This is a genomic window from Exiguobacterium sp. KRL4 (assembly GCF_001870785.1).
Classification (GTDB): domain Bacteria; phylum Bacillota; class Bacilli; order Exiguobacteriales; family Exiguobacteriaceae; genus Exiguobacterium_A.
This window is the reverse complement of the sequence record NZ_MOLV01000011.1, coordinates 17,414-39,421: the sequence shown is the minus strand read 5'-3', so window position 1 is coordinate 39,421 and position 22,008 is coordinate 17,414. Positions and strand designations below refer to the sequence as shown.

16 protein-coding genes are annotated in these 22,008 nt (G+C 45.2%); 14 read left to right on the top strand and 2 right to left on the bottom strand.

Annotated elements, in window-relative coordinates; translation table 11 throughout:
- Positions 1-443: 443 nt before the first annotated feature.
- The 7 genes from BLD48_RS08755 to BLD48_RS08725 all read left to right on the top strand — a co-directional run bounded on the left by BLD48_RS08755 (position 444) and on the right by BLD48_RS08725 (position 12,290).
- Positions 444-3,740 carry a hypothetical protein gene (locus BLD48_RS08755; RefSeq protein WP_071499882.1) on the top strand — a complete coding sequence of 1,099 codons (3,297 nt, stop codon included), beginning with the start codon at positions 444-446 and terminating at the stop codon, positions 3,738-3,740.
- Between the two features lie 216 nt (positions 3,741-3,956).
- Positions 3,957-6,638, top strand: coding sequence for a glycoside hydrolase family 70 protein (locus BLD48_RS08750; RefSeq protein ID WP_071499881.1), 2,682 nt, complete (start codon positions 3,957-3,959; stop codon positions 6,636-6,638).
- Positions 6,639-6,784: 146 nt separating this feature from the next.
- Positions 6,785-8,368, top strand: coding sequence for a S8 family peptidase (locus BLD48_RS08745; protein ID WP_236629978.1), 1,584 nt, complete (start codon positions 6,785-6,787; stop codon positions 8,366-8,368).
- Positions 8,369-8,526: 158 nt separating this feature from the next.
- On the top strand, positions 8,527-10,095 hold the full coding sequence (locus BLD48_RS08740) for a S8 family peptidase (RefSeq protein WP_071499880.1): 1,569 nt from the start codon (positions 8,527-8,529) through the stop codon (positions 10,093-10,095).
- Positions 10,092-10,826, top strand: coding sequence for a hypothetical protein (locus BLD48_RS08735; protein WP_161487708.1), 735 nt, complete (start codon positions 10,092-10,094; stop codon positions 10,824-10,826). Before BLD48_RS08740 ends, BLD48_RS08735 begins: the two co-directional genes overlap by 4 nt.
- A gap of 18 nt (positions 10,827-10,844) precedes the next feature.
- Positions 10,845-11,549 carry a hypothetical protein gene (locus BLD48_RS08730; protein WP_083412283.1) on the top strand — a complete coding sequence of 235 codons (705 nt, stop codon included), beginning with the start codon at positions 10,845-10,847 and terminating at the stop codon, positions 11,547-11,549.
- Positions 11,550-11,576: 27 nt separating this feature from the next.
- A complete protein-coding gene (locus BLD48_RS08725; protein ID WP_026830250.1) occupies positions 11,577-12,290 on the top strand; it encodes a hypothetical protein in 714 nt (237 codons plus the stop codon).
- Positions 12,291-12,557: 267 nt separating this feature from the next.
- Here the strand turns inward: BLD48_RS08725 and tnpB are convergent, their stop codons facing one another.
- The gene (gene tnpB / locus BLD48_RS08720) at positions 12,558-13,730 is read right to left on the bottom strand and encodes an IS200/IS605 family element RNA-guided endonuclease TnpB (protein ID WP_071499878.1); all 1,173 of its coding nucleotides are present in this window, start codon (positions 13,728-13,730) and stop codon (positions 12,558-12,560) included.
- 122 nt (positions 13,731-13,852) lie between these two features.
- Here tnpB and BLD48_RS08715 point away from each other — a divergent pair, with 122 nt between their 5' ends.
- Positions 13,853-14,779 (top strand): LCP family glycopolymer transferase, encoded by a 927-nt coding sequence (locus BLD48_RS08715; RefSeq protein WP_071499877.1) that lies wholly within the window; start codon positions 13,853-13,855, stop codon positions 14,777-14,779.
- 41 nt (positions 14,780-14,820) lie between these two features.
- Here BLD48_RS08715 and BLD48_RS08710 read toward each other — a convergent pair whose 3' ends face one another.
- On the bottom strand, positions 14,821-15,981 hold the full coding sequence (locus BLD48_RS08710) for a hypothetical protein (protein ID WP_071499876.1): 1,161 nt from the start codon (positions 15,979-15,981) through the stop codon (positions 14,821-14,823).
- Positions 15,982-16,179: 198 nt separating this feature from the next.
- Here BLD48_RS08710 and BLD48_RS08705 point away from each other — a divergent pair, with 198 nt between their 5' ends.
- The 6 genes from BLD48_RS08705 (at position 16,180) to BLD48_RS08680 (ending at position 22,008) form a co-directional block, all read left to right on the top strand.
- On the top strand, positions 16,180-16,911 hold the full coding sequence (locus BLD48_RS08705) for a YveK family protein (RefSeq protein ID WP_071499875.1): 732 nt from the start codon (positions 16,180-16,182) through the stop codon (positions 16,909-16,911).
- Positions 16,904-17,599 (top strand): CpsD/CapB family tyrosine-protein kinase, encoded by a 696-nt coding sequence (locus BLD48_RS08700; protein WP_026830246.1) that lies wholly within the window; start codon positions 16,904-16,906, stop codon positions 17,597-17,599. Before BLD48_RS08705 ends, BLD48_RS08700 begins: the two co-directional genes overlap by 8 nt.
- An 11-nt stretch (positions 17,600-17,610) precedes the next feature.
- Positions 17,611-18,375, top strand: a complete 765-nt coding sequence (locus BLD48_RS08695; RefSeq protein WP_071499874.1) for a tyrosine-protein phosphatase — start codon at positions 17,611-17,613, stop codon at positions 18,373-18,375.
- Positions 18,376-18,565: 190 nt separating this feature from the next.
- Positions 18,566-19,459 (top strand): UTP--glucose-1-phosphate uridylyltransferase GalU, encoded by an 894-nt coding sequence (gene galU, locus BLD48_RS08690; protein WP_071499873.1) that lies wholly within the window; start codon positions 18,566-18,568, stop codon positions 19,457-19,459.
- A 39-nt stretch (positions 19,460-19,498) separates the two neighbouring features.
- Positions 19,499-21,349 carry a nucleoside-diphosphate sugar epimerase/dehydratase gene (locus BLD48_RS08685; protein WP_071499872.1) on the top strand — a complete coding sequence of 617 codons (1,851 nt, stop codon included), beginning with the start codon at positions 19,499-19,501 and terminating at the stop codon, positions 21,347-21,349.
- A gap of 29 nt (positions 21,350-21,378) precedes the next feature.
- Positions 21,379-22,008, top strand: coding sequence for a sugar transferase (locus BLD48_RS08680; RefSeq protein WP_071499871.1), 630 nt, complete (start codon positions 21,379-21,381; stop codon positions 22,006-22,008).

The following is a 22,008-nucleotide window of genomic DNA, read 5'->3' as shown; positions in this document are numbered from 1 at the left end:
TCTTAAAAAGGGACGTTCAGATTTTTAATTTCCATATACAACCTGTAAATATATTTTACTAGTTACTACTATTCACCTTTTTTTTACAAAAAACCTATTGTCGTTAGTTTCCTAGTTTTGTATATTGAACCTGTAGCTGAGTCATTCACTTTTTTAGAAGTGTGATTTGGTACAAACCTACCACATACGGAAATCCTTCGTATTTAAGGGTTTCGACAACATCTTTCTGTTCATCCCAAACTGGATACATAATGGATCACTGACGATTGTCTACTGAATAGGCGATGGATCGGCGCGTGAAACAGAACGTATTCCTCCGAAGAAGACAGAAGGACTGTTGCATGGAATAAAGTAAATATTTACAAATATTTTACTTTAAGTGTAGGTTATCTGGTTGGGGTTGTCGCATTTAGTTTTGAAAGATAAGAGGAGGAATTGTAAACATGGCTTACACGAAAAAATCAAACAAATTGTACGCTGCTGCAGCTGCTCTCGCAGTCACTGCATCTGTCGTCGCACCGGTTGCTGCAGACGCGGCTTCAAAGGTCTCTGTTAAATACATCGAACCAATTTTAATGAAACATGCAGGTGGTTCAAAGTATGCCGTCAAGAAATTGATGTTGCCGACAAAGGTCAAAGTCAAACTCACGAACGGCAAGTACGAAATGCGTTCAGTCAAATGGAGCGGATCCGTGAAGTTTGAAACGAAGTACATCAACAAGTACCAAGTGCTTTACGGTACAGTTGCCGGCACTTCGAAAAAAGCAATCCTCAAAGTAGAACTTCAGAACTATGTCGTTGATGTCCTCGAACCAGTCCTCGCACCAGTTGCAGTCGGAGGCAAAGTCGTTCTTCCGAGCACGATCAGCATCCGTTACAAATCAGGCATCATCGTTAAACGCCCGATCAGCAAATTCAACATCAAAACACCGGACACATCAAAAGCCGGTAAATATAAAATTGCTTACACGTACAAAGGTGCGAACTCTGTCGTAACAGGTTCGATCAACTATGAAGTCAAAGCAGCTGACATCACGAATGTCATGGGAAGCGTCGATGATCAGACACTTTCTGTTAAAGCAGACGTCATGTACGCAGCATCAGGCGCGATGGCGGATCTCTTGATCTACCCAGGTAAAGATATGTCGAAAGCACCGATCGTTGCGAAAGGGACGCTTTCAAACGGGAAATTCACGGCTTCGCAATCAGGAATCCCGGAAGGCACGCATAGCTATGTCGTCAAAGTTGGCGATGTGAAATCACCAGCAATGGACTTCACGATCGCAAACACGATGTTGACGTCAGCGAAAGCAATCGGCAACAAAAAAGTTGAAGTGTCGTTCTCACGCGCTGTTGATAGCGTTTCAGTCGACAACTTCAAAATCGCAGGTGGAACAGTCACGGCAGCTAACCTCAGCCCAGACAAAAAATCAGCGATCCTTGACGTGTCAGGTCTTGACTACGACAAAGACTACACAGTTGAAGCGAAAGGTATCTTGATCGGTGGCGTCGCTCGTGACCTCGGTTCAATGAGCTTCATGACACAAGGTGTCGAAAACCTCTGGATGCTTGAAGTTTCACCAAAAGCGTCGACAATCGTCGCAAACGGTGCCGACAACACAGAAGTGACGTTCTTGCTCAAGGACAAAGCAACTGGTGAAGTCGACCAAAATGCAGACGATATCGTTCTTAAATTATCGACATCGTTCGGAGCGCTCGCGAAAGAACGTGTCACAATCCAAGATGGTAAAGCAACGGTCATCCTCACTTCTGAGTTCAGCAACACGGATCTCGAAGCGATCATCAGAGCAGAAATCATCGAAACGGCAGCAGGCGATTACAAAAACCTTATTGGTAAAATTTCTGGAGAGACGAAAGTCAAATTCAGCACAATCGCTGTGACTCCGGCTCCGATCGAGATGATCAACGTCCTTGCAGCGGAATCGAATCAAGCAGATCGTGTCACGGTCTTCCTTGATAAAGCGGTCTCACGTGAGCTCTTACTCAAATCATTCGGACTCGATAAAGTCATGCAAGGTCTTCATGAAGAAGATTACTTGGCGAACGACAACATCCAAATCGAGCAGTTCGATGGGATGAAACGTGTCATCGGTGTCAAAGCGATTCCTTCCAACCCGAAAGCGTTCGAATTGATCTTGGACAAAGAAACACCACTCCAAGACAACGCAGTCGTCAAATTGACAGCGAAAATCACGAGCAGCACGGATACAGAAGTCAAATCAAAAGCCAGCTTCAAATTGACGGATGCTCGTCCGGCTGAAGTAACGTCGGTCAAGGCAGTTGGTCTCAACCAACTCGAAGTCAAGTTCTCTGAAGCAATCGACTCTGCGAAATTCAAAATCGATGGACAGTACGGTGAAAAGTACTTCACAGTCCTCCATTACGGATTTGACAACAAAACAGGTGTTGATCGCCGCGATACAGTCCGCATCATGTTGGATGACGACTATCCAGGTGTCAAAGAAGGCTACTTCGCAGCAGGGAAACACTCACTTCAAGTCTCGGATACAATGGACTTCGCAGCACTTTCGGATGAAAGTAACATCGGAACGACACAAAACCTCGACTTCACGGTTGCGGCAGATACAGTCAAACCGACTGCCGGCGTCGTCGTTGAATCACCTGAACAATTCCGCGTGATGTTCAGCAAAGACCTCAAAAAAGCAGACATCAAAGATCTGCTTGGTGACGAAATGAAATTTGAGCGTTACAACTCGAACACGAAGAATTATGAAGACTTCAGTGAGTATGTCGAAGTTACATCTTACGATTCACTCACTGGCGAAGCAGTCATCGAGTTGAAACGTGACTGGACGGATCTTTACGATACAGTCAATACGAAAGAAAACTACTACAACGATAAGTTCCGCATCACGCTCGCAAAAGGTGCTATCCAGGCCGAAGCGAACGGTGAGAAGAATGATGCGTTAGTACTCGACCTCAACTATGCTGGTTCACCACTCAACACACCAGATCTGAAGAGTGCTGAGATCAACACGATCGATCGCGTCATGATGTCAACGGACTTCGTCGTCATGATGAGCGAACCGGTCAAATTGCTCGATAAAGATCAAGCCAATACACCACTCATTAACGCAGAGGGTACTGTCTTGCCACCAAAAACAACGGTCGAGTTCCTCGGTAAAGACAAGAACGGTAAAGTCGTTACGGTTGACGGATCAGTTGTTGGTTACACAGATAGTACAGACATGAACTTCCAAGTGAAGGCGAACGAAAGTCTCCAACGCCTTGTCGACTTGGAAGGATACGGCGAAGAGTGGAAAGTCGTCGTCAAATCACTTTCGGATGATGTCGGTAACACGGTCGCAACAGCAACACATGACTTCAAACTCATGAAAACACCTGTGAAACCGGTCTTGACACCGTTCGAAATCGTTAAAGTTTCAGCGAACGAAAAAGACGAAAAAGATGTCATCCGCGTCAAGTTCACAGAGGGTGTTCAATACTCTGGTATGTACGATGCGACAAGCACAGCAAACTACGTCCTGAACGGAAAAGCACTTCCGGTCGGAACAAGTATCTCGCTTGCTGACTCGGATGGTATCGTATCGAACGGACTGGATATCGTTAAGATCAAAGTCCCAGCTGGTACACTCAAAACATTGTCGAACGTCATCATTGTCAACAAAGATCTTCAGTCGTATGACAACTCTGTCTTGACTGGTGGCTACGAGAAAGCAGTTCTTCTCGGGTTATAATCCGATTTACTTGAACACCTTCTGTCCAGAAATGGCTGGAAGGTGTTTTTTTTGTGATGATTAGCGCAATCGATTGCATTTCGTGAAATCTATTGACTTATTTTATTAAAATAGAGGTGTCATGACAAAAGAAAGATGTTAAATTATGTCATGTTGATTAGTAATTAAAGGGAAAAACAATCAAATACATACAGACAATAAAGGAGAATAATACCAATGAAGAACACGAAAAAAGTATCAGTCGGATTACTCGCGACCGTCGTAGCGGCAAGCAGTTTCGGTATCGCACCAAAGCAAGCAGCAGCTTACACATCAGGTGAAAAGCTGGATAACCATGTCATCTTCCAAAGTTTCAGTCTGTACCAACCGTATGACAGCAACATGTATCGGACACTCGCTAAAAAAGGTGACTTGCTGAATTCATGGGGTGTGACAGACGTTTGGATGCCACCGGCTTATCGTTCGTTCGACATGGCACGTTACATGGAAGGATATGCGATCGCTGATCGGTATGATTTTGGTGAGTTCCCACAAGGTCCAGGTGGAGCGACGGCGACGAAATATGGTAAAGCGAGTCATCTCGAGATGATGGTCGATATGTTACATGACGACAACATCAAGGTTCAGATGGATTTAGTACCAAACCAAATGCTTGGTTTGAACCAGCGTGAAGCCGTCTTCGTCCGTCGTGCGACAAGCTCAGGAGAGCCGTTCGCAAATCCGTATACGGGTGGACAAACAACGAAAACACTCGCGACACCTTACCTCGCCTATACAAAAGGGGGCGGAATGGGGCAAGCGAAATACGGTTACCTCAAAGAATGGAACAAAACCTTCTTAAACGGAACCTCTCTTCAAGGTCAAGGTACAGGACGTGTCATGACGGACAAAGACGGTAAACCGTACCGTTACTTTGGACCAAACAACGAGAAAAACTATCTCCCGGAATGGTTGATGGAAGCGTCGAAAACACAAAGCTTGAACGTCGTTGATACATATCTTGCGGCAGATGGTTGGTATGAAGTATCGCCACAAAACTGGAAACCGATGTTGTCGCAGTATGCGAAAGATCCAGGATATCTCGCCTATATGAAAGAAAATGGTTTTGCAACAAAAGAAGCATTACTTGCGTCTCCTGACAACACGAAGATTGCTAAATTGACAGAAGAATACATGAAAACACAAGCTGTCTACGGATACGGATCAGAAGAACGTTCGTATCAGAATGACAATTCGGGCATCGACATCGAAGATCAGTTCCTGTTCGTCGATGAAGCCGGCTTACCGCTTCAAGCCTACAACAAGACGATGACGAATAATGACGAGTTCCTGCTTGGAGTAGACTTGGCCAACTCGAACGCAGAAGTCATCAAAGAGCAAAAGAACTGGATGAAGTGGATGCTTGAGACGTACAAGTTCGACGGATTCCGAATCGATGCGGCGTCCCATTATGATACGGCGATTCTGAAGGCGGAAGCACAAGTCGCAAAAGAGCACTTCGGTAAAAAAGAGCATTTGAGCTACATCGAAAGCTACAAATCAGAGCAAAAATCATATATGAAAGCAAACAATGATGAACAGCTCATCATGGATTCACCACTCTACTTCACGATGCGGAATGCACTCGGAAACGAAATGTCAAAACGTCCGTTAAGTGCCATCGCAACCGGTTCAACTGTTAACCGGGCAGGAGCAGGATCGACTGATGCGTCCGCCAACTGGTCATTCGTCAACAACCATGACCAAGAGAAAAACCGTGTCAACCAAATCATGCTCGATCTCTACGGTATCAAAACAGGTGTCCAGTACGCAGCAGGCGAAGAGCCGAAATCGTTCGAAAAGATGTACGATAAAGAGACAGAGAAAAAAGCACTTAACATCTATAATGCAGAACTCGCAAGCACGAAGAAAAAATATTCGGTCGATAACGTTGTCGCACAATATGCATACTTGCTGACGAACAAAGATACAGTCCCAACCGTCTATTATGGTGACTTGTATCAGACAGATGCTTCCTATATGGCGAAACAAACACCGTATTATGATGAAATCACGAACTTGCTGAAAGTCCGCAAGCAGTACGCATACGGTGCCCAAAAAGTCGTGTCGCACACAGCGAACACGTCGAAAATCGCCGGAGATCACTTGATTTCAAGCGTACGTCTCGGTAAAAACCGCAACACGGGTGTTGCGACGGTCATCGGTAAAAAATCGACACTCAACACGACAATTAAAATCGATATGGGGAAACAGCACACGAACCAAGTCTTCGTCGATGCTAGTGGTGTCAGTAAGACGAAACTCGTCACAGATAAAAACGGTATCTTGACGGTTCCGGTCAAAGGCATGAGAACAGCAGAAGTGAATGGATACCTTGGTGTCTTCGTTCCGCAAACAACAAAAGCACCAACGGCAACGATTGAAAAAGCAAGTGTCTACCAAGGAAAAGGCATCAACCTGAAAACGAAAGTCGCAAATAGCTCATCAGCTGTCTCGTCAATTCGTTATCAAGTAGCCGATTCATCAAAAGCAACAGTCGATACAACGGGACGTCTCGTTGGTAAAGCAGCTGGTAAGACAACGGTCACAGCAACTGTGACACTAAAAGACGGTTTCGTCTTGACGACAACATTGCCGATCGAGACGAAAGTCAACAGCGTTACGCTCAAAGCAACGCAAAAAACATTGAAACCAGGTCAAGTAACGACGATCGGTTACGCGGCAGCAACGGATCAAATCAAGTCCGTCAGCTATGCGTCACTCAATAAAAAAGTCGCAACGGTCTCGTCAAAAGGTCAAGTCAAAGCAGTTAGCAAAGGAACAACGTCAATTCGCGTCACCTATACGACGGTCGGAAACTACAAGGTCGTCAAGACCTTCAAAGTCATCGTCAGGTAAGTCACTCATCCATCACCTCTCAGGTGGTGGATTTTTTTCGTCTGAAAATTGAACGAATCAGGTAAATGATTTTTAAAATTCCACATTATTCCATAATTAATGGGTATATAGGTGTATAGACCTAAGACAATTGGAGGAGTGGAAAGGTGAAAAAGATCATTACGGGTAGTCTTGCGGCAAGTGTACTGATGGGATTTAGTTTAAACGGAGAAGCGATCGACAAACAAAAAACGGTCAGTAGCCAGCAGGTGGAGCATGCAAAAGTATTACCAACGTTCCATGGCAGTTACGTCGGAGCACCGATGAAAGGACGATTTGACGAAGAGGGATTTGACGTCTGGTACATGGATGCAGCCGACTTTATCACGGACGGGACGCATCTTGAATTTGAACTCGACTGGGACGTTTACGGGACGATATTTACGAGTAAAGCAGATGCCGATGCAGGTCGCGTCTACGACCGGTACTTTCAACGTAATGACGAAACGATGTATTTCCCGCTCAGCTGGAAAGGGCGTCAGTACTTAATTCTTGAAGGGTCTCCTGGCGATACGTACTCTGTCCCGTTTAGTGTGTCGCGGTACGAACCGGTTGATTTGACGAAAGGTTCGTCTGTCACAACGAAGGCGAGCACGGCACTGATCGTCAAAACAAAACCCGGTAAGATGCGTGCAAGTAGTGTCGGTGCTAAGTCGGTTCAGTCATTGGCACCTGAATTACGACTCGAAAAATTGACGTATCGATCGGCCACGGAAGCGAACCAGGCGAAACAGAAACTTGAGCAATCCAGTGCGACAGCGTACGTCGAATACGATACGCCGGTTCAAGCATTCGGTGCCGATGCGTTCAAACACCACCAGTGGTCACTCCTGAACACCGGACAGAAAAAAGGTCTCAAAGGAGGGGACATCGGTTTCACGGCGATGCAAAAACGGATTGCGAAAAAGAAACAGTCGACGACACTCGTCGCTGTCATTGATTCAGGCGTCAACCCGAGTTATGCCGATTTCGCCGGCAAGGTCCGGATGGATCTTGGATACGATTTCGTCAATCGTTCGAAGACGGCTTGGGATGATAATGGACATGGTTCGCATGTCGCAGGCATCATCGCCGCAGGTAGTGACAATACGTACGGAATGACAGGGATCAGTGCCAAAGCTTCGATCATTCCGATTAAAATCTTGGACGAAAGCGGAGCCGGTTACACGTCGGATCTTGTGAGTGGCATCAATCATGCGGTCAAAAAAGGCGCGAAGGTCATCAATCTCAGTCTTGGTGGGTACGCGTCCTCTAAATCTGTTGAGTCAGCACTTGCCTATGCGAAAAGTGAAAATGTCTTAGTCGTCGCTGCTTCTGGTAACGAGGCGAAAAAGGCATTGTCATACCCGGCTCGTTCAAAATATGTCCTATCGGTCGGGGCGACGGGACGGACGGATAAACGCGCCTCGTTCTCGAACTACGGGACGGGACTTGATCTTGTGGCACCGGGTGTTTCTATTCCTAGTTATCTCGCGGACGGAGAACTCGCTTTTGCGAGCGGGACCTCGATGGCAGCCCCACATGTCGCGGCAGTCGCGAGTGTCTTGTACAGTCTGAAACCGACGATCAAAGCGACCGATGTCGAAAGTATCCTCAAAAAATCAGCGAAGGATCTTGGCAGTAAAGGGTACGATACGACATATGGATCGGGTCGTCTCAATGCCGACAAAGCAGCCAGTTACATTAAATGAAGCAAGGCGAATCCGTTCTTTCAAAGGATTCGCTTTTTTACGATTTATTTTAAATTTCCAGAAAAAATTCTGATGAAAAATCAAAAATTAGGTGTTTATCGTAAAAATTTCCATTATACTGGATGCATAGGACAAAAGGCGGATGGAGGAGTGAAAAAATGCAAAAATGGTTAGTCGGCTTGACGGTTTTCGGTCTACTGGGAACAGCCGTACCGATTCAAACAGAAGCAGCAGGGACCGGTGCGCAAAAATTACCGGCGCTGGACGCGAAAACAAAGAAAGCCTACATTAAAGGAAAGTTTGACAGCAAAGGAAAAGCCTTGTTTTACTTTGATACAAAAACCTACCTGACGGGCGGCACTCACCTCAAGTTTGCTGCGGACGCGACGGAAGCGGTCACGGTCTATGAATCACAAACAGACTATAAACAACAACTGGTCTACGGACGGTACGATCAAGTTACGAATCAGTCGCTGATCTTCCCACTCAGTTGGATTGGACGTCAATACATAGAGATTGAAGGAAAGAAAAATACGGCGTTTGTCGTCCCGTTTAAACTCGAACGCCTACAACCGCTTCGGGAGTCGATTGGTCAGTCGAGCACATCGGCGAAAGCGAGCAGTCTCGTCGTCAAATGGACGGGAACAGCTGATCAGAATCAGCAGTTGTCTGAGCAAACGGATGCCGTCAAACGGGAAACGATTGACGCAGGACTCAAGCTCGAGAAATTCACGTACCGGACGGTCATGCAGGCACTTGCCGCGAAACGCCAACTCGAACAAACACGTGGCGTCGCCTATGTCGAACTCGATAGTCAGATGCATGGACTCGGAAATGATGTCTTCAAATCGTATCAGTGGTCGTTGAACAATACCGGACAACGGGGTGGCGTCAAAGGAGCCGATATCAATTTCGACGCGATGAAAAAGCGGATTACTTCGAAAAAACAATCGACGGTCCTCGTCGCTGTCATCGATACCGGGATCAACCCGACGTACGCCGATTTTGCCGGACGGGTCCGGATGGATCTTGGGTATGATTTCGTCAACCGCCGTCAGCTCGCCATCGATGATCATGGTCATGGCTCACACATTGCTGGTATCATCGCGTCGAACAGCAATAATACGTACGGCATGTCTGGCATCAATGCAAAAGCATCGATCATCCCGATCAAAGTGCTCGGGGAAGACAACTACGGTTCCAACTCGAATATCGCCAAAGGGATCCTGCATGCGGTGAAGAAGAAAGCCAAAGTCATCAATATCAGCATCGGTGGCGGATTCTCGTCCCGGGCGATTGAAGATGCTCTCGCCTATGCGAAAAAACAAGGAGTTCTTGTTGTCGTCGCGGCAGGGAATGAAGGAACGAACAAACTGTCCTATCCGGCACGGTCGCAGTATGCGCTCTCAGTCGGGTCCTCCAACCGGTTCGACAAACGATCGGCTTTCTCGAACTATGGCGAAGGACTCGATTTGATTGCACCAGGACAAGACATTCCAAGTTACCTGAGTGACGGGGTATCGGCCTTCTGGAGCGGGACGTCGATGGCAGCACCGCATGTCGCCGGTGTCGCGAGCGTCCTCTACAGCTTAAAACCGACGATCAAAGCGTCTGAAGTCGAAAGCATTCTCAAAAAATCAGCACAAGACCTTGGGAAAAAAGGATATGACACGTCGTACGGGTACGGACGGCTTGATGCTGACCGGGCTGTGAGACTCTTGAAATGAAGAAAGTAGAGATAGCGATGAGACGGTTGAAACAACTGATCACGGGGCTCATTGTCGGTGTACTCTGTCTGACTGCGACGATAGAAGTACAGGCGATATCGAAGGAAGAAAAACAGGTGCTAGCAACCTACCGGTCATTTGCGTTTGGACTGACGTTGGTACAAGTCGCCAAAGTCATGTACGGAAAGTCCTACAAACAACACTTGACTGAGAAGAACGGGGCGACAGTCTTTAAGCAAAAGGCAATACGCGTCAAAAACGAACAAGGATACCGGACACGGACGTATGCGTTTTTCGACCGGTCGAAGACATTGCCGACGCGGATGGAACTGGAGTTTGATACGAAACGAAACAAATCGACGTACTACCTCACCACGAAAGCACTCCAGTTTCTTGCGGATTCACCCACCGGATTACGAGAAAGTACCCGGACGATTCCTCATATCACACGGATACACAGCGGACAAACGGAACGGCAACTGGATCGTCATGTCTCGGGTCAACAAGGGCTGGGACATGTGGCGATGCGGTGGAGTTGGGATTATACAGCCGTCCAGACGAAGCAGGAACGGAAAAAGTATAAGTACCTGGGGCAATCAAAAGTTTACGTGTTCGACAGTTCGAATCCGCACAAACAAATTGATCTGGTCATGCATTATGATGATCGTCATAAAAAATACAAAGTGAATTACTACTCTGTCTTAACGCTTGAAGAAGACGAGGTAAAGTAAAAAAGAGGAGCGTCATTCGTGCGAAAGAATATCTGGAAATATACCTTGATGCTGACACTCGCCACATCGATCGTATTCAGTGGAACGGCCAATGCGGCGACGACACAGGAAAAACAAGTCACGACTGCGTTTGCGAAGTATAAGACAGGAATGACGATTGCCGAGTTTGCGAAACAACGGTATGGCAAAACCTATAAAAAACACCTGACGAAAAAGAATGGGCGGACGATTTTAAAGGAAAAGTCACCAAAAGAAGAGACGTCTAAGGACTTGGACTTCGTATTCTACTTCATTCCCGGTAAACAGGAAAAAAACTATATGACGTTTTTGTTTGCAGCCAAGCCGAAAGATAAAGTCTACCGTTTGGCATTAAGATCTCTTGAATTCAGTGGAGAGAATCCGATGGGCGTTCGGCAAAGTGATAAACAGCTGAAGCGAGGTAAACAAGTCGAGTACGATATGACGGAACAGCAGCTCGACAAAGTACTGACAGGAAAAGGTCTGGGTGACTGGATGACATGGTCGACAACAGATTTCAGTCATAGCTTTTCAAAACAAGAGCTGAAAAAAATGGGTCTTGGTGAAGGGAAAACAAAGGTCTATATTTTCCGGACGAATCATTCGAACAAACGATTACAAGTCCATATGACATTCGATTCCAAGAAAAAAACCTACCGTGTCGATTGGATGGAAAATATATCGAGTACTCAAGTACTCTACTAATCCTAAAACAGAAAAGAGCGACTACACATGACAACAACATTCGGTAAATTAACAATCGCAGCACTCATCGCCGGTTCAACACTGATTGCAGGAACAGCAGAAGCGGCAACGAAAGAAGAAACGCAAGCAACCGTCCAGTTTGAAGCTTTGAAACCAGGCATGACGATGGAGCAGGTCGCAAAAGTTCTTTACGGAAAAAGTTATAAAACACAATTAACAAAAAAAGACGGTTCGACGATGTTGAAGAAAAAACCAGAGTTCTCGGATAAAGAAGATGGACAGAAGTTTGTGGCGTATGACTTTCATGATACGAAAGTGAAAGTGGCACCAACGTATACTTCGCTGTCGTTTGTGACAAAAAGTAAGGATTCAGTCTATCGTCTGACATCGAGAATGATTGAAGTCACGGCAAAAACAAAACTTGGTGTGCGTGAAAGTAAGATGCAACTGACTAAAGGTGCCAAGTTGACAGAAGGCATGACAGAAAAACAGCTCGATGCCGTCTTGACGGGCAAGGGACTTGGCGAATGGATGGACTGGGGACACTTTGATTATTCCACGGTCGCTTCAAAAGCAGATATCAAGTTGGGGCTTGCTGATCCGGTCATGATGAAGTCATACGTCTTCCAAACGACGGATCCGAAAAAACGGATGGTTGTCAGCATGGACTACAACTTCAAGAAAAAAATCTACGAAGTCTTTATGTACGAGAAAGTATCAGCAATGGAGTCATTGCTCTAATTCAACGAAACATGAACTATTCGTATTGATTTTGATTAAAAAGAGTTTACCAACCGGTAGACTCTTTTTTTCATCTTTTCCCGTTTTTGACAATTCACAGCCGAATTTCAGTATACTCGACTATAAGATGTTTTTGGTTTGACCGATAAGTAACGAGAACTCATGAAGTTACATAGTAAACAAGCAATGAGTTTGAACTACCTCCACCTACGTTTTGCCTAGAGGTGGAGGATTCCTGAGTTATCCGACCTAACGGTCGAAACCTGATCAGGCTAACCCCGTCGTCCCGACGGTTGAAGAAGCTAAGATGCGTTCTGCTTCTTGTTTGAGATTCAGTCCTGCATTCACATCACGATCGTGGTGGATGCCGCAAATCGGGCATGTCCATTCACGCAAACCAAGATGCTTCACGTCTTTGTGTTGATGTCCGCAACTGGAGCACAGTTGACTGGAAGCAAAGGTCTTGCCGACTTTCACGACGGTCTTCCCGTACCATTCTGCCTTGTACTCCAGCATGCGGAAGAACTCTGACCAACTGACCTCGGAGATGGACTTGCTCAACTTGCGGTTCTTCTTCATGTCCTTCACCTGCAAGGTTTCGATGCCGATGACGTCGTGGTTTTTGACGATCTCGGTTGACACCTTGTGAAGGAAATCGTCTCGCTTGTTGGCGATTTTCTCGTGGATGCGGGCGACCTTCCGCTTTTGCTTCTGATAGTTCTTTGCCTCGGAAAGTTTTAATTTCTTGTTCAAGGCGATGAGTTGACGACGGGACAACGTTCGTTGTTCACGTGCGAGCTTCTTCTCAAGCGAACGGAAGTAACGGTCATTCTTGTACACCGTGCCGTCCGATAAGATGGCAAAGTTCTTCAACCCGACATCGACGCCGACGGATGAGCCCTTCTTTGGCATTTCGTTGATCTCCTGCTCGACGAGCAGGGAGACGAAGTATTTTCCTGAAGCGTTACGTCGAATCGTGGCGTTCAAGATTCGTCCTACTACCTGCCTCGAGTTGGCGAAACGCAACCACTTCAGCTTAGGAAGTTTTAACTTGTTGCGGACAATCGAGACTTCGGGAAGTTGGTTCTTCTTCTCGATATTGGTCTTGTATGATTGGACGGGATTGCGCTTCGATTTGAATCGAGGCCGTTCGTTCTGCTTCTTGAAGAAGCGGTCATACGCATCGGTCAGGTGTTTGACGCTCGATTGAAGCGAATGGCTATCGACTTCTTTCAGCCAGTCGAACTCTTGCTTCAACATAGGAATTTCTTTCGAGCAAGAATCGTAAGACAGTCCTTTACCTGTCGCTTTATACGTCTTATCCCACTTCGCTAAAAAGTGGTTGAAGACGAAGCGCGAACAACCAATGGTCTTCGCGATGAGGATTTCCTGCTCTTTTGTCGGGTATATTCTGAATTTGTAAGCCTTATGCTTCAACATGATTTTCACCTCCTTGAAAGGTATTATACCCGAAAGGGAGGGGGGCGATTCACCTCCCACTTTCACTTCGTTTAGAAGTGGGAGTACTCTCGCCTAATTTAGATAGAAGGGAACGTGGAAACATGGAACGTGTCAAAAAAAGAAGGAAAGTCAAAAAACGCTGGACACCATTAAAAGTTTTACTGTTGATCGCCTTAGTGCTGGTCGTCGGAATCGGAGGTTTCATCGGTTATACGTATTACCAGGTCGACCAAACCGTCAAAAAAATTCAGTCACCGGTTAAAAATACAGGGGATGAAGTCGTCGAGAAACAAAAACCGGTTTCCGTCTTGTTACTCGGAGTTGATCAACGCCCAGGGGAACGCGGACGAAGTGACTCGATCATGATCATGACACTCAACCCGACCCAAAACGAAAGTCGTCTGATCAGCATCCCACGTGATACGAAAGTCGATATCGTCGGTCACGGGACAACTGATAAAATAAACCATGCCTATTCGTTCGGTGGACCGGAGATGGCCATCAAGACAGTCGAGAAATTCCTTGATATTCCGATTAACTACTACGCGGAAATCAATATGGAAGGATTCACGTCACTGGTCGATGCCGTTGGGGGTGTGACCGTTAATAACGATTTAGATTTCAAAGTCGGCGAGAAACAGTTCACCGTCGGGAAAATCAATTTGAATGGTGATGAAGCTTTGAAATACACCCGGATGCGTTATGAAGATCCGCGTGGTGACTTCGGTCGCCAGATGCGTCAACGCCAAGTCATCGAACAAGTCGTCGCTAAATTATCATCAGACGTCTCGGTCAGTAAGTTCAATGCGATCATGGATGTCGTCGGGAAAAATGCACAGACCAATGTGTCGTTCAAACCGATGCGGACACTTGCCTTTGACTACATGGACGCTTTCAAAAATCAAAAGAACTTAAAGCTTGAAGGAACAGGTGGAAAAGAAGCGGATGGCATTTATTACTGGCATCCGACAGACGATTCACTGGCACAAACAAAAACGGCATTACGTTACTCACTTGGTCTGGAGTAAACAAAAGGGACAATCCGAAAAATGGATTGTCCCTTTTGTTGTTATAGATTTTGTTCCGCCAAGCGAACACGGCTGGTACTTGTTTCTGTTTGTTCGAATCGTTGCAGGCGATAAGAATTACTTGTCACAAGCCCAGTCATCTCTGTTTCGAGTTGGAGGGGAGCGAGTGTCGCCAGTTCAGCATTGGTGATTGCTGTTTCAGCCCAGTCGATTGCGATGACCTTGTTATTTTGAAGTGTAAAAAAATGATTTCCGTAAAACAGGTACGTGTTGACCTCGTCGGAAAACGTACGTTCCGGTGGACCATAAGTACTATTTAAATCTTCTGCGGTTTTGCCGATAAGGTCAATGAGCGTCTCGGTGACAAAGCTTGTATCGAGATTGTCACTGACCCACGTCAATAAGGATTCGTCGGCAATCGCGTCTCCTTTTAATGACTTCGTCGTATCGGTATTTTTGATGTAACCCGTCAATTCATCCGTCAATTCAACCTTACTGATGGAATCGGTTGTTTCAAGAACCCGATAACCATCGCCAAAGTCAGCTTCAAAAAGTAGATCGGTCAAGGCGGAATCACTGTAGATATTGCTATTTCTAGTTTTGACGTAAAGGACATTTGGTTCTTCTTTGATATCCGGTACGGGTTCTTCTGTTTTTTCTTTTGATTTTTCAACAGTGACCGGTTGTTCGATCGTTGACTTCGGTTTGCTTGAAGACGGACTCGCGATGTAGTTCGAGTAGACATACGTTCCGCCGGCACCAAGAAGGAAACATAAGATCAATAGAGCAACCCAGCCCCAGGGAATTTTTCTTTTAACGCGTGGTTCTGGTCTGGTTTTCACTTTTTTTCGACGGACAGCTTCTGGTTCGCGGTGTGTACGCGATAAGGATGGGGCGATTTCTTCTTGTTCTTCTTTCGATTCGACCGGTCCATCTTCTTTAAGGATGGGACGAGCGACAAGTGTTCCATAAAAATCAGCCAATTCATCATGGTGTTTGCCGGCTAAAAAGGCTGACCATTCTTCGGCGGTCACTGTATCCTGCTTGAACGGAACAAGTGGTGTCTGGCCGGTCAAACGAATCATCGTATCCGTTAACGATTCTGTCGAAGCAAGGCTTAAACGAATCCGTTCGTGAAGGCGACGGATGTCTTCTTCCGAGTGAGATGTATAGTATTGAAGGGCTTGTAGAGAGCGATGCATGAAGATCTTCCTCCTATGTTGATATCCGGAAATTCATGTAAAAAGAAACATGTCATTCTTTATTATACGCAACAAATTTCAAAAAACGTATGTTATTTCCTGAAATTTAATCAACCATTTCCCAATTTTTTGTTATACTGAGTTCTAGTTGATGAAAAAAGCCACCGTATTAGACAAATAAAGGAGAATAATTAAACCATGAATGAAACGATCAGCTTACAAGAATTATTTTCAATTTTGAGAAAATCGCTTTGGCGGATTCTCGCATTGACCATCGTCGCAGCCGTCATCTCATTTGCCGTCAGTACCTTTTTGATCAAACCGACCTATCAAGCCGGTACGCAAATTTTGGTCACACCGAAAAAACAGGAAAACAATGTGATTGACGCTGCGCAAGTCCAATCGTCCGTCACACTTGTCAATACATACCGAGTCATCATCAAGAGTCCCGCTATCTTAGAAAAAGTCCAGGCAGAAGTCGAAAACGCACCTGATAATATCAATGCTTTGAACAATATGATTACTGTCGAGAGTGAACAAAATTCACAAGTCATCAATGTATCCGTTCAAAATACGGATGCCGCCCTTGCGTCAAACGTTGCAAACTCCGTTGCAAAAGTTTTTAGTGAAGACATCACGGACCTGATGAACGTCGATAACGTCAAAGTGTTATCTGTTTCAGGCATTCCGACTGCTCCGGTCAGTCCGAATATCATCTTGAATACAGCAATTGCTGCAGTTGTTGGTTTCCTGCTCGGTGTTGGATTAGCCTTCTTACGTGAAGTCCTCGATCGTCGGATTCGGACAGAGGAACAAGTCCAGCAAATTCTTGATTTGCCTGTTTTAGGAAGCATACCGGATATCGACAGCAAAGTCTTCAAGTCATCAGCGAAAGCAGCGAAACGAGAGGCGGTCAAACAATATGGCTAAGAAAAATAAAATGAATAAAGATGCCCGTAATCTGATTACGGTCACTCAACCGAAGTCGCCGATTGCAGAACAGTACCGGACCATCCGGACGAACATTGAATTCATGGCAGTGGATAAAGAGATTCAAGTCATGCTTGTGACATCAGCCACTCAAAGTGAAGGGAAATCGACGACGTCATCGAATCTTGCCGTCGCATATGCGCAACAAGGAAAAAAAGTCTTGATCATCGATACGGATATGCGCCGTCCGACCGTGCATTATACGTTCCGTGTCGCCAATGGTCTGGGATTATCGAGTTTGCTGACACGCCAAGCCGAGCTTGAAAAAGCGATTTTGCCGACAAAAGTCGAAAATTTATCGATCTTAACGGCAGGACCGATCCCGCCGAACCCGGCTGAATTGTTATCGTCCAAGGCGATGGAAAACCTCATTTTGAAATTACGTGAAGAATATCATGTCATCATCCTGGATGCACCGCCATTACTTCAAGTGGCCGACAGCCGGATTACATCTAAACTGACGGACGGTGTTGTACTGGTCGTCAGCTGTATGACGTCAGATCGTCAACGTGTTCTTAAAGCAAAAGAACAACTCGAACTGGCCGAAGCGAAGATCCTCGGTGTCGTCTTAAACCGCCGGGAGCTGACGGATGATTCAGCGTATCAATACTATTATTCCTATGAATAAGGGGTGCCACCATGGTTGATCTTCATTGTCATTTATTACCGCTGGTCGATGATGGTCCGGCGAGTGTCGAACAAATGTTACAGCTGGCAGAGCAGGCAGCAAGTGAAGGTGTCACACGAATCATTGCGACACCGCACCTGTTTCATCCGCAGTTTGAGACGGAAGACGTCGATGTGAAACTGACCGTCGATGAATTAAACGTCCTGCTCCATCAACGAAATATTCCGATTGTCGTCTATCCGGGGCATGAGATTCGTTTGACGGGTGATTTGATTGAGCAAGTCCAAAAGGGTATGGCGTTACCGCTCGCGAATTCCCGTTATTTACTGATTGAGTTCCCCTCGACCGGAATTCCGTCGTATGCGCGACAAGTGTTTGCCGAATTAATTTCGGACGGCTATATTCCCGTCATCGCTCATCCGGAAAAAAACAAAGCGATCATTCAAAATCCGACATTATTATTTGAATTGATTTCGAATGGGGCGATCAGCCAGGTGACCTGTGCCAGTCTGATTGGGAAGTACGGCAAGGACGTCCAACGGTTTGCAGTTGCCTTACTCGAAAACGGACTAGCCCATCTCGTGGCGTCAGACGCCCATCATACTGAAAAACGTCCGTTCTACTGGGAACAATGCCGAAAATATTTGGAACACGAATTAGAAGACTGGTTGTACGAAGAAATTTATGAGAATAATGAAGCGGTTCTTCTGAATCAGCTCATGACAATTAATCCTCCAAATCCGGTTGAGAAGAACTGGAAAGGTCAGTGGGTATAAAGGAAGTAATGTCAAGAAAATGTAAAGAGAGTGAAAAGGCACTCTCTTTTTTCTATGTTAACGCTTACATTATTAAAAAATGGAAAACTTTATGGAATATACAACACTGGATGTGGTATCTTAATTTACATAAAGAATACCAAATTAATTATATTATGGGAATCTAGAATTAGATCTGGGAGTTGATTTCATGAATCGTGTAAAAAAGGCGGTTATTCCAGCTGCTGGACTTGGCACACGTTTTTTACCGGCGACAAAAGCGATGCCAAAAGAAATGTTGCCGATCGTCGATAAGCCGACGATTCAATATATCATCGAAGAAGCGATTGAATCGGGAATTGAAGATATTTTAATCATTACCGGTAAAGGCAAACGGGCCATCGAAGATCATTTTGATTCAGTTCCGGAACTAGAAGCGAACTTGATTGCGAAAAATAAATCAGAGTTGTTGCATTTAGTAGAAGCAACGACAAACATCAACATTCATTTCATTCGTCAGTCGAAACCAAAGGGTCTCGGAGACGCGATTCTCCAAGCAAAGGCCTTCATTGGCAACGAACCGTTCGTCGTCATGCTTGGGGATGATATCGTCCAAGCCGATATTCCGTGTACACGTCAATTAATCGAGCAATATGAGATTACGAACAGTTCAATCATTGGCGTTCAACCCGTTGCGGATAAAGATACGCATCGCTACGGTATCGTCGATCCAAGTACAAGCATCTCTGCGAACTTACATAAGGTGAAATCATTTGTTGAAAAGCCGGCACAAGGCACGGCACCATCGAACTTAGCGATTTTAGGCCGCTATTTACTGACACCTGAAATCTTTAAATACTTAGAAACACAGGAAGTCGGGTCAGGCGGCGAGATTCAATTGACGGACGCGATTACACGACTGAATGAAATGCAACGGGTCTTTGCTTATGAATTTGACGGAAAGCGCTATGACGTCGGTGAAAAACTGGGCTTCATTCAAACGACACTCGAGTTTGCCTTGAAACGGGATGACCTGGGAGATGACGTTGCAAAGATGATGGCAGACTTACTCGCAGAACGTGCGAAGGCCTCTTCGCTTGTCTAAGCACGTGTCCTCCATCATAAAGAGAAAGGAGACTGTCCTTTGAAATTCTACTATTATTATCGGACTCTGACGTTAGCCTGCATCGATGCTGTCGCTTTAGGAATCGCGATGGGGTTTACCTATTTTTTCTTATATCCAAAAGAACTGTTTGAATTAATCGACAGTAAATTATTAGTGCAGTCAGCTGCCGTCTTTGCCTTACTGTTTGTCTCGTTAGCCTTCTTGATGAAGCTATACCGCGTCAACTGGAAGTATGCCAGTATTCAGGAAGCATTGACCTTATCTTTGTCACTCGGGGCAAGTTCGATTGGTTTAATGATCTATCAAAAATTTGTGTTTGGACAAGTACTCGAACGGATCACGATTCTTAGTTTTTGTATTTCTTTATTATTGCTCGGAGCGATTCGTGTTGCGCTACGACTACTTGGAATCGGACAACATTGGCGAAAATATGCCTTACCTCGCCGGATGGTCAAGTCACGCAAACGGACACTTGTCATTGGTGCCGGACGAGCTGGACGCTCGTTAGTCCGTCAATTATATGTATCTCCGTTCCATGAGCTAAAGCCTGTTGCATTTTTGGATGATGATCCAAAAAATATGCATTTCATGATTCAAGGAATCGAAGTCGTTGGGACGACTGCAAATTTAAAAGCAGTCATTGAAAAACACCGGATTGAAGCGATTGTACTCGCGATTCCGTCAATGACACAGCAACGACGGGTTGAACTGATCACGGAAGCGAAAACGCTTTGTAAAAACGTCCAAACGTTGCCGATGATTGAAGAGTTGATTACCGGTAAGGTTTCTGTCAGTGCGATTCGGGACGTTTCGATTGAAGATTTACTAGGTCGTGAACCGGTTGAACTCGATATTTCGGGGATTAAATCTGAAATCGAAGGACGAACGGTTCTTGTGACCGGAGCAGGTGGATCGATTGGATCAGAAATTTGCCGACAAATCATTCAATTCAATCCAACAACACTTGTCTTACTGGGGCATGGTGAAAACAGTATTTACCTGATTGAACGAGAGCTACGCGGACTTCAGTTTCCGATTAACTTAGTCCCGATCATTGCAGATGTCCAAGATCGCACGCGACTGGAAGAAGTGTTTGCGACACATAAACCACAGGTCGTTTTCCACGCAGCAGCCCATAAACATGTCCCGTTAATGGAAGCGAACCCGTACGAATCGGTCAAAAACAATGTCTATGGGACAAAAAACGTCGCCGAAGTGGCGGACCTCTTCCAAGCAGAGCGGTTTGTGATGATTTCAACCGATAAAGCTGTCAATCCAACAAACGTCATGGGATCAACCAAACGGATTGCAGAAATGATTGTTCAAGATTTAGGACAACGGAGCCAGACAAAGTTTGCTGTCGTACGTTTCGGAAATGTACTGGGTAGTCGTGGCTCAGTGATTCCACTGTTCAAATCACAGATTTTAGCGGGCGGACCGGTTACGGTCACCCATCCGGAAATGACGCGATTCTTTATGACGATTCCGGAAGCAAGTCGCTTAGTGATTCAAGCCGGTATCTTAGCGGATGGTGGAGAAGTGTTTGTTCTTGATATGGGTGAACCGGTTAAAATCGTTGACCTTGCAAAAAATATGATTGAACTGAGTGGTTTTACAGAAGATGAGATGCCAATCGTGTTCTCAGGAATTCGCCCGGGTGAGAAAATGTATGAGGAACTACTGAAAGATGGCGAAGTTGATCCGGAAGCAATTTATCCAAAAATTTTTGTCGGGCGAACACGTCAGAAAGAACCAATCATGAATATTCTAAATGTAGTGGAACGGCATAAGAATGCCCCACTTCAATTAAGAAACGTCTTACTTGATATTGCGAATGACGTTGTGATTCGTGAAGAAAACTTAGTCTGATAAAAGATATCAAAAAGGAGGAATGAAATTTGAATTACTTAAAAATCAAACGTCCACTTGGATTTTCGATTGCCTTTGTTGCCTGTTTAGTATTAATTCCTGTCTTTATCTTAATCATGGCTGCAATTAAAGTGGAATCACGAGGCCCAGTATTTTTTAAGCAAAAACGAGTCGGTCTAAATAAAAATTATTTTAATATTTTAAAATTCCGAACAATGTACATTGAAACACCTAATGATACACCAACGCATTTGCTAGCAAATCCGGATGTATATATTACGCGTGTTGGTAAAATTCTACGAAAAACAAGCCTCGATGAATTACCGCAACTGTTTAATATTTTGAAAGGCGAAATGGCATTTGTAGGACCACGTCCTGCTTTATGGAATCAATATGATTTGATCGACGAACGAGATAAATATCAGGCCAATGATACCTTACCCGGTTTGACAGGTTGGGCACAAATCAATGGTCGCGATGAACTACCGATCGAGATCAAAGCCAAGTTAGATGGAGATTATGTGAAGAAGATCGGATTAATGATGGATATAAAATGTTTTGTCGCTACCATTTTTACGGTGATCAAAAGTGAAGGTGTGAAAGAAGGTGTTCACACTAATGAGCCGACACGTGAAGCCGCTGCAACAAAGGAGATATAA

Bases quoted from the DNA above. Each gene is read 5' to 3' on its own strand.
- BLD48_RS08700 (WP_026830246.1), top strand. From the start codon at position 16,904: ATGGCTAAGAAAAATAAAATGAATAAAGATGCCCGTAATCTGATTACG.
- BLD48_RS08740 (WP_071499880.1), top strand. From the start codon at position 8,527: ATGCAAAAATGGTTAGTCGGCTTGACGGTTTTCGGTCTACTGGGAACA.
- BLD48_RS08725 (WP_026830250.1), top strand. From the start codon at position 11,577: ATGACAACAACATTCGGTAAATTAACAATCGCAGCACTCATCGCCGGT.
- BLD48_RS08695 (WP_071499874.1), top strand. From the start codon at position 17,611: ATGGTTGATCTTCATTGTCATTTATTACCGCTGGTCGATGATGGTCCG.
- tnpB (WP_071499878.1), bottom strand. From the start codon at position 13,730: ATGTTGAAGCATAAGGCTTACAAATTCAGAATATACCCGACAAAAGAG.
- BLD48_RS08755 (WP_071499882.1), top strand. From the start codon at position 444: ATGGCTTACACGAAAAAATCAAACAAATTGTACGCTGCTGCAGCTGCT.
- galU (WP_071499873.1), top strand. From the start codon at position 18,566: ATGAATCGTGTAAAAAAGGCGGTTATTCCAGCTGCTGGACTTGGCACA.
- BLD48_RS08715 (WP_071499877.1), top strand. From the start codon at position 13,853: ATGGAACGTGTCAAAAAAAGAAGGAAAGTCAAAAAACGCTGGACACCA.
- BLD48_RS08705 (WP_071499875.1), top strand. From the start codon at position 16,180: ATGAATGAAACGATCAGCTTACAAGAATTATTTTCAATTTTGAGAAAA.
- BLD48_RS08750 (WP_071499881.1), top strand. From the start codon at position 3,957: ATGAAGAACACGAAAAAAGTATCAGTCGGATTACTCGCGACCGTCGTA.
- BLD48_RS08710 (WP_071499876.1), bottom strand. From the start codon at position 15,981: ATGCATCGCTCTCTACAAGCCCTTCAATACTATACATCTCACTCGGAA.
- BLD48_RS08735 (WP_161487708.1), top strand. From the start codon at position 10,092: ATGAAGAAAGTAGAGATAGCGATGAGACGGTTGAAACAACTGATCACG.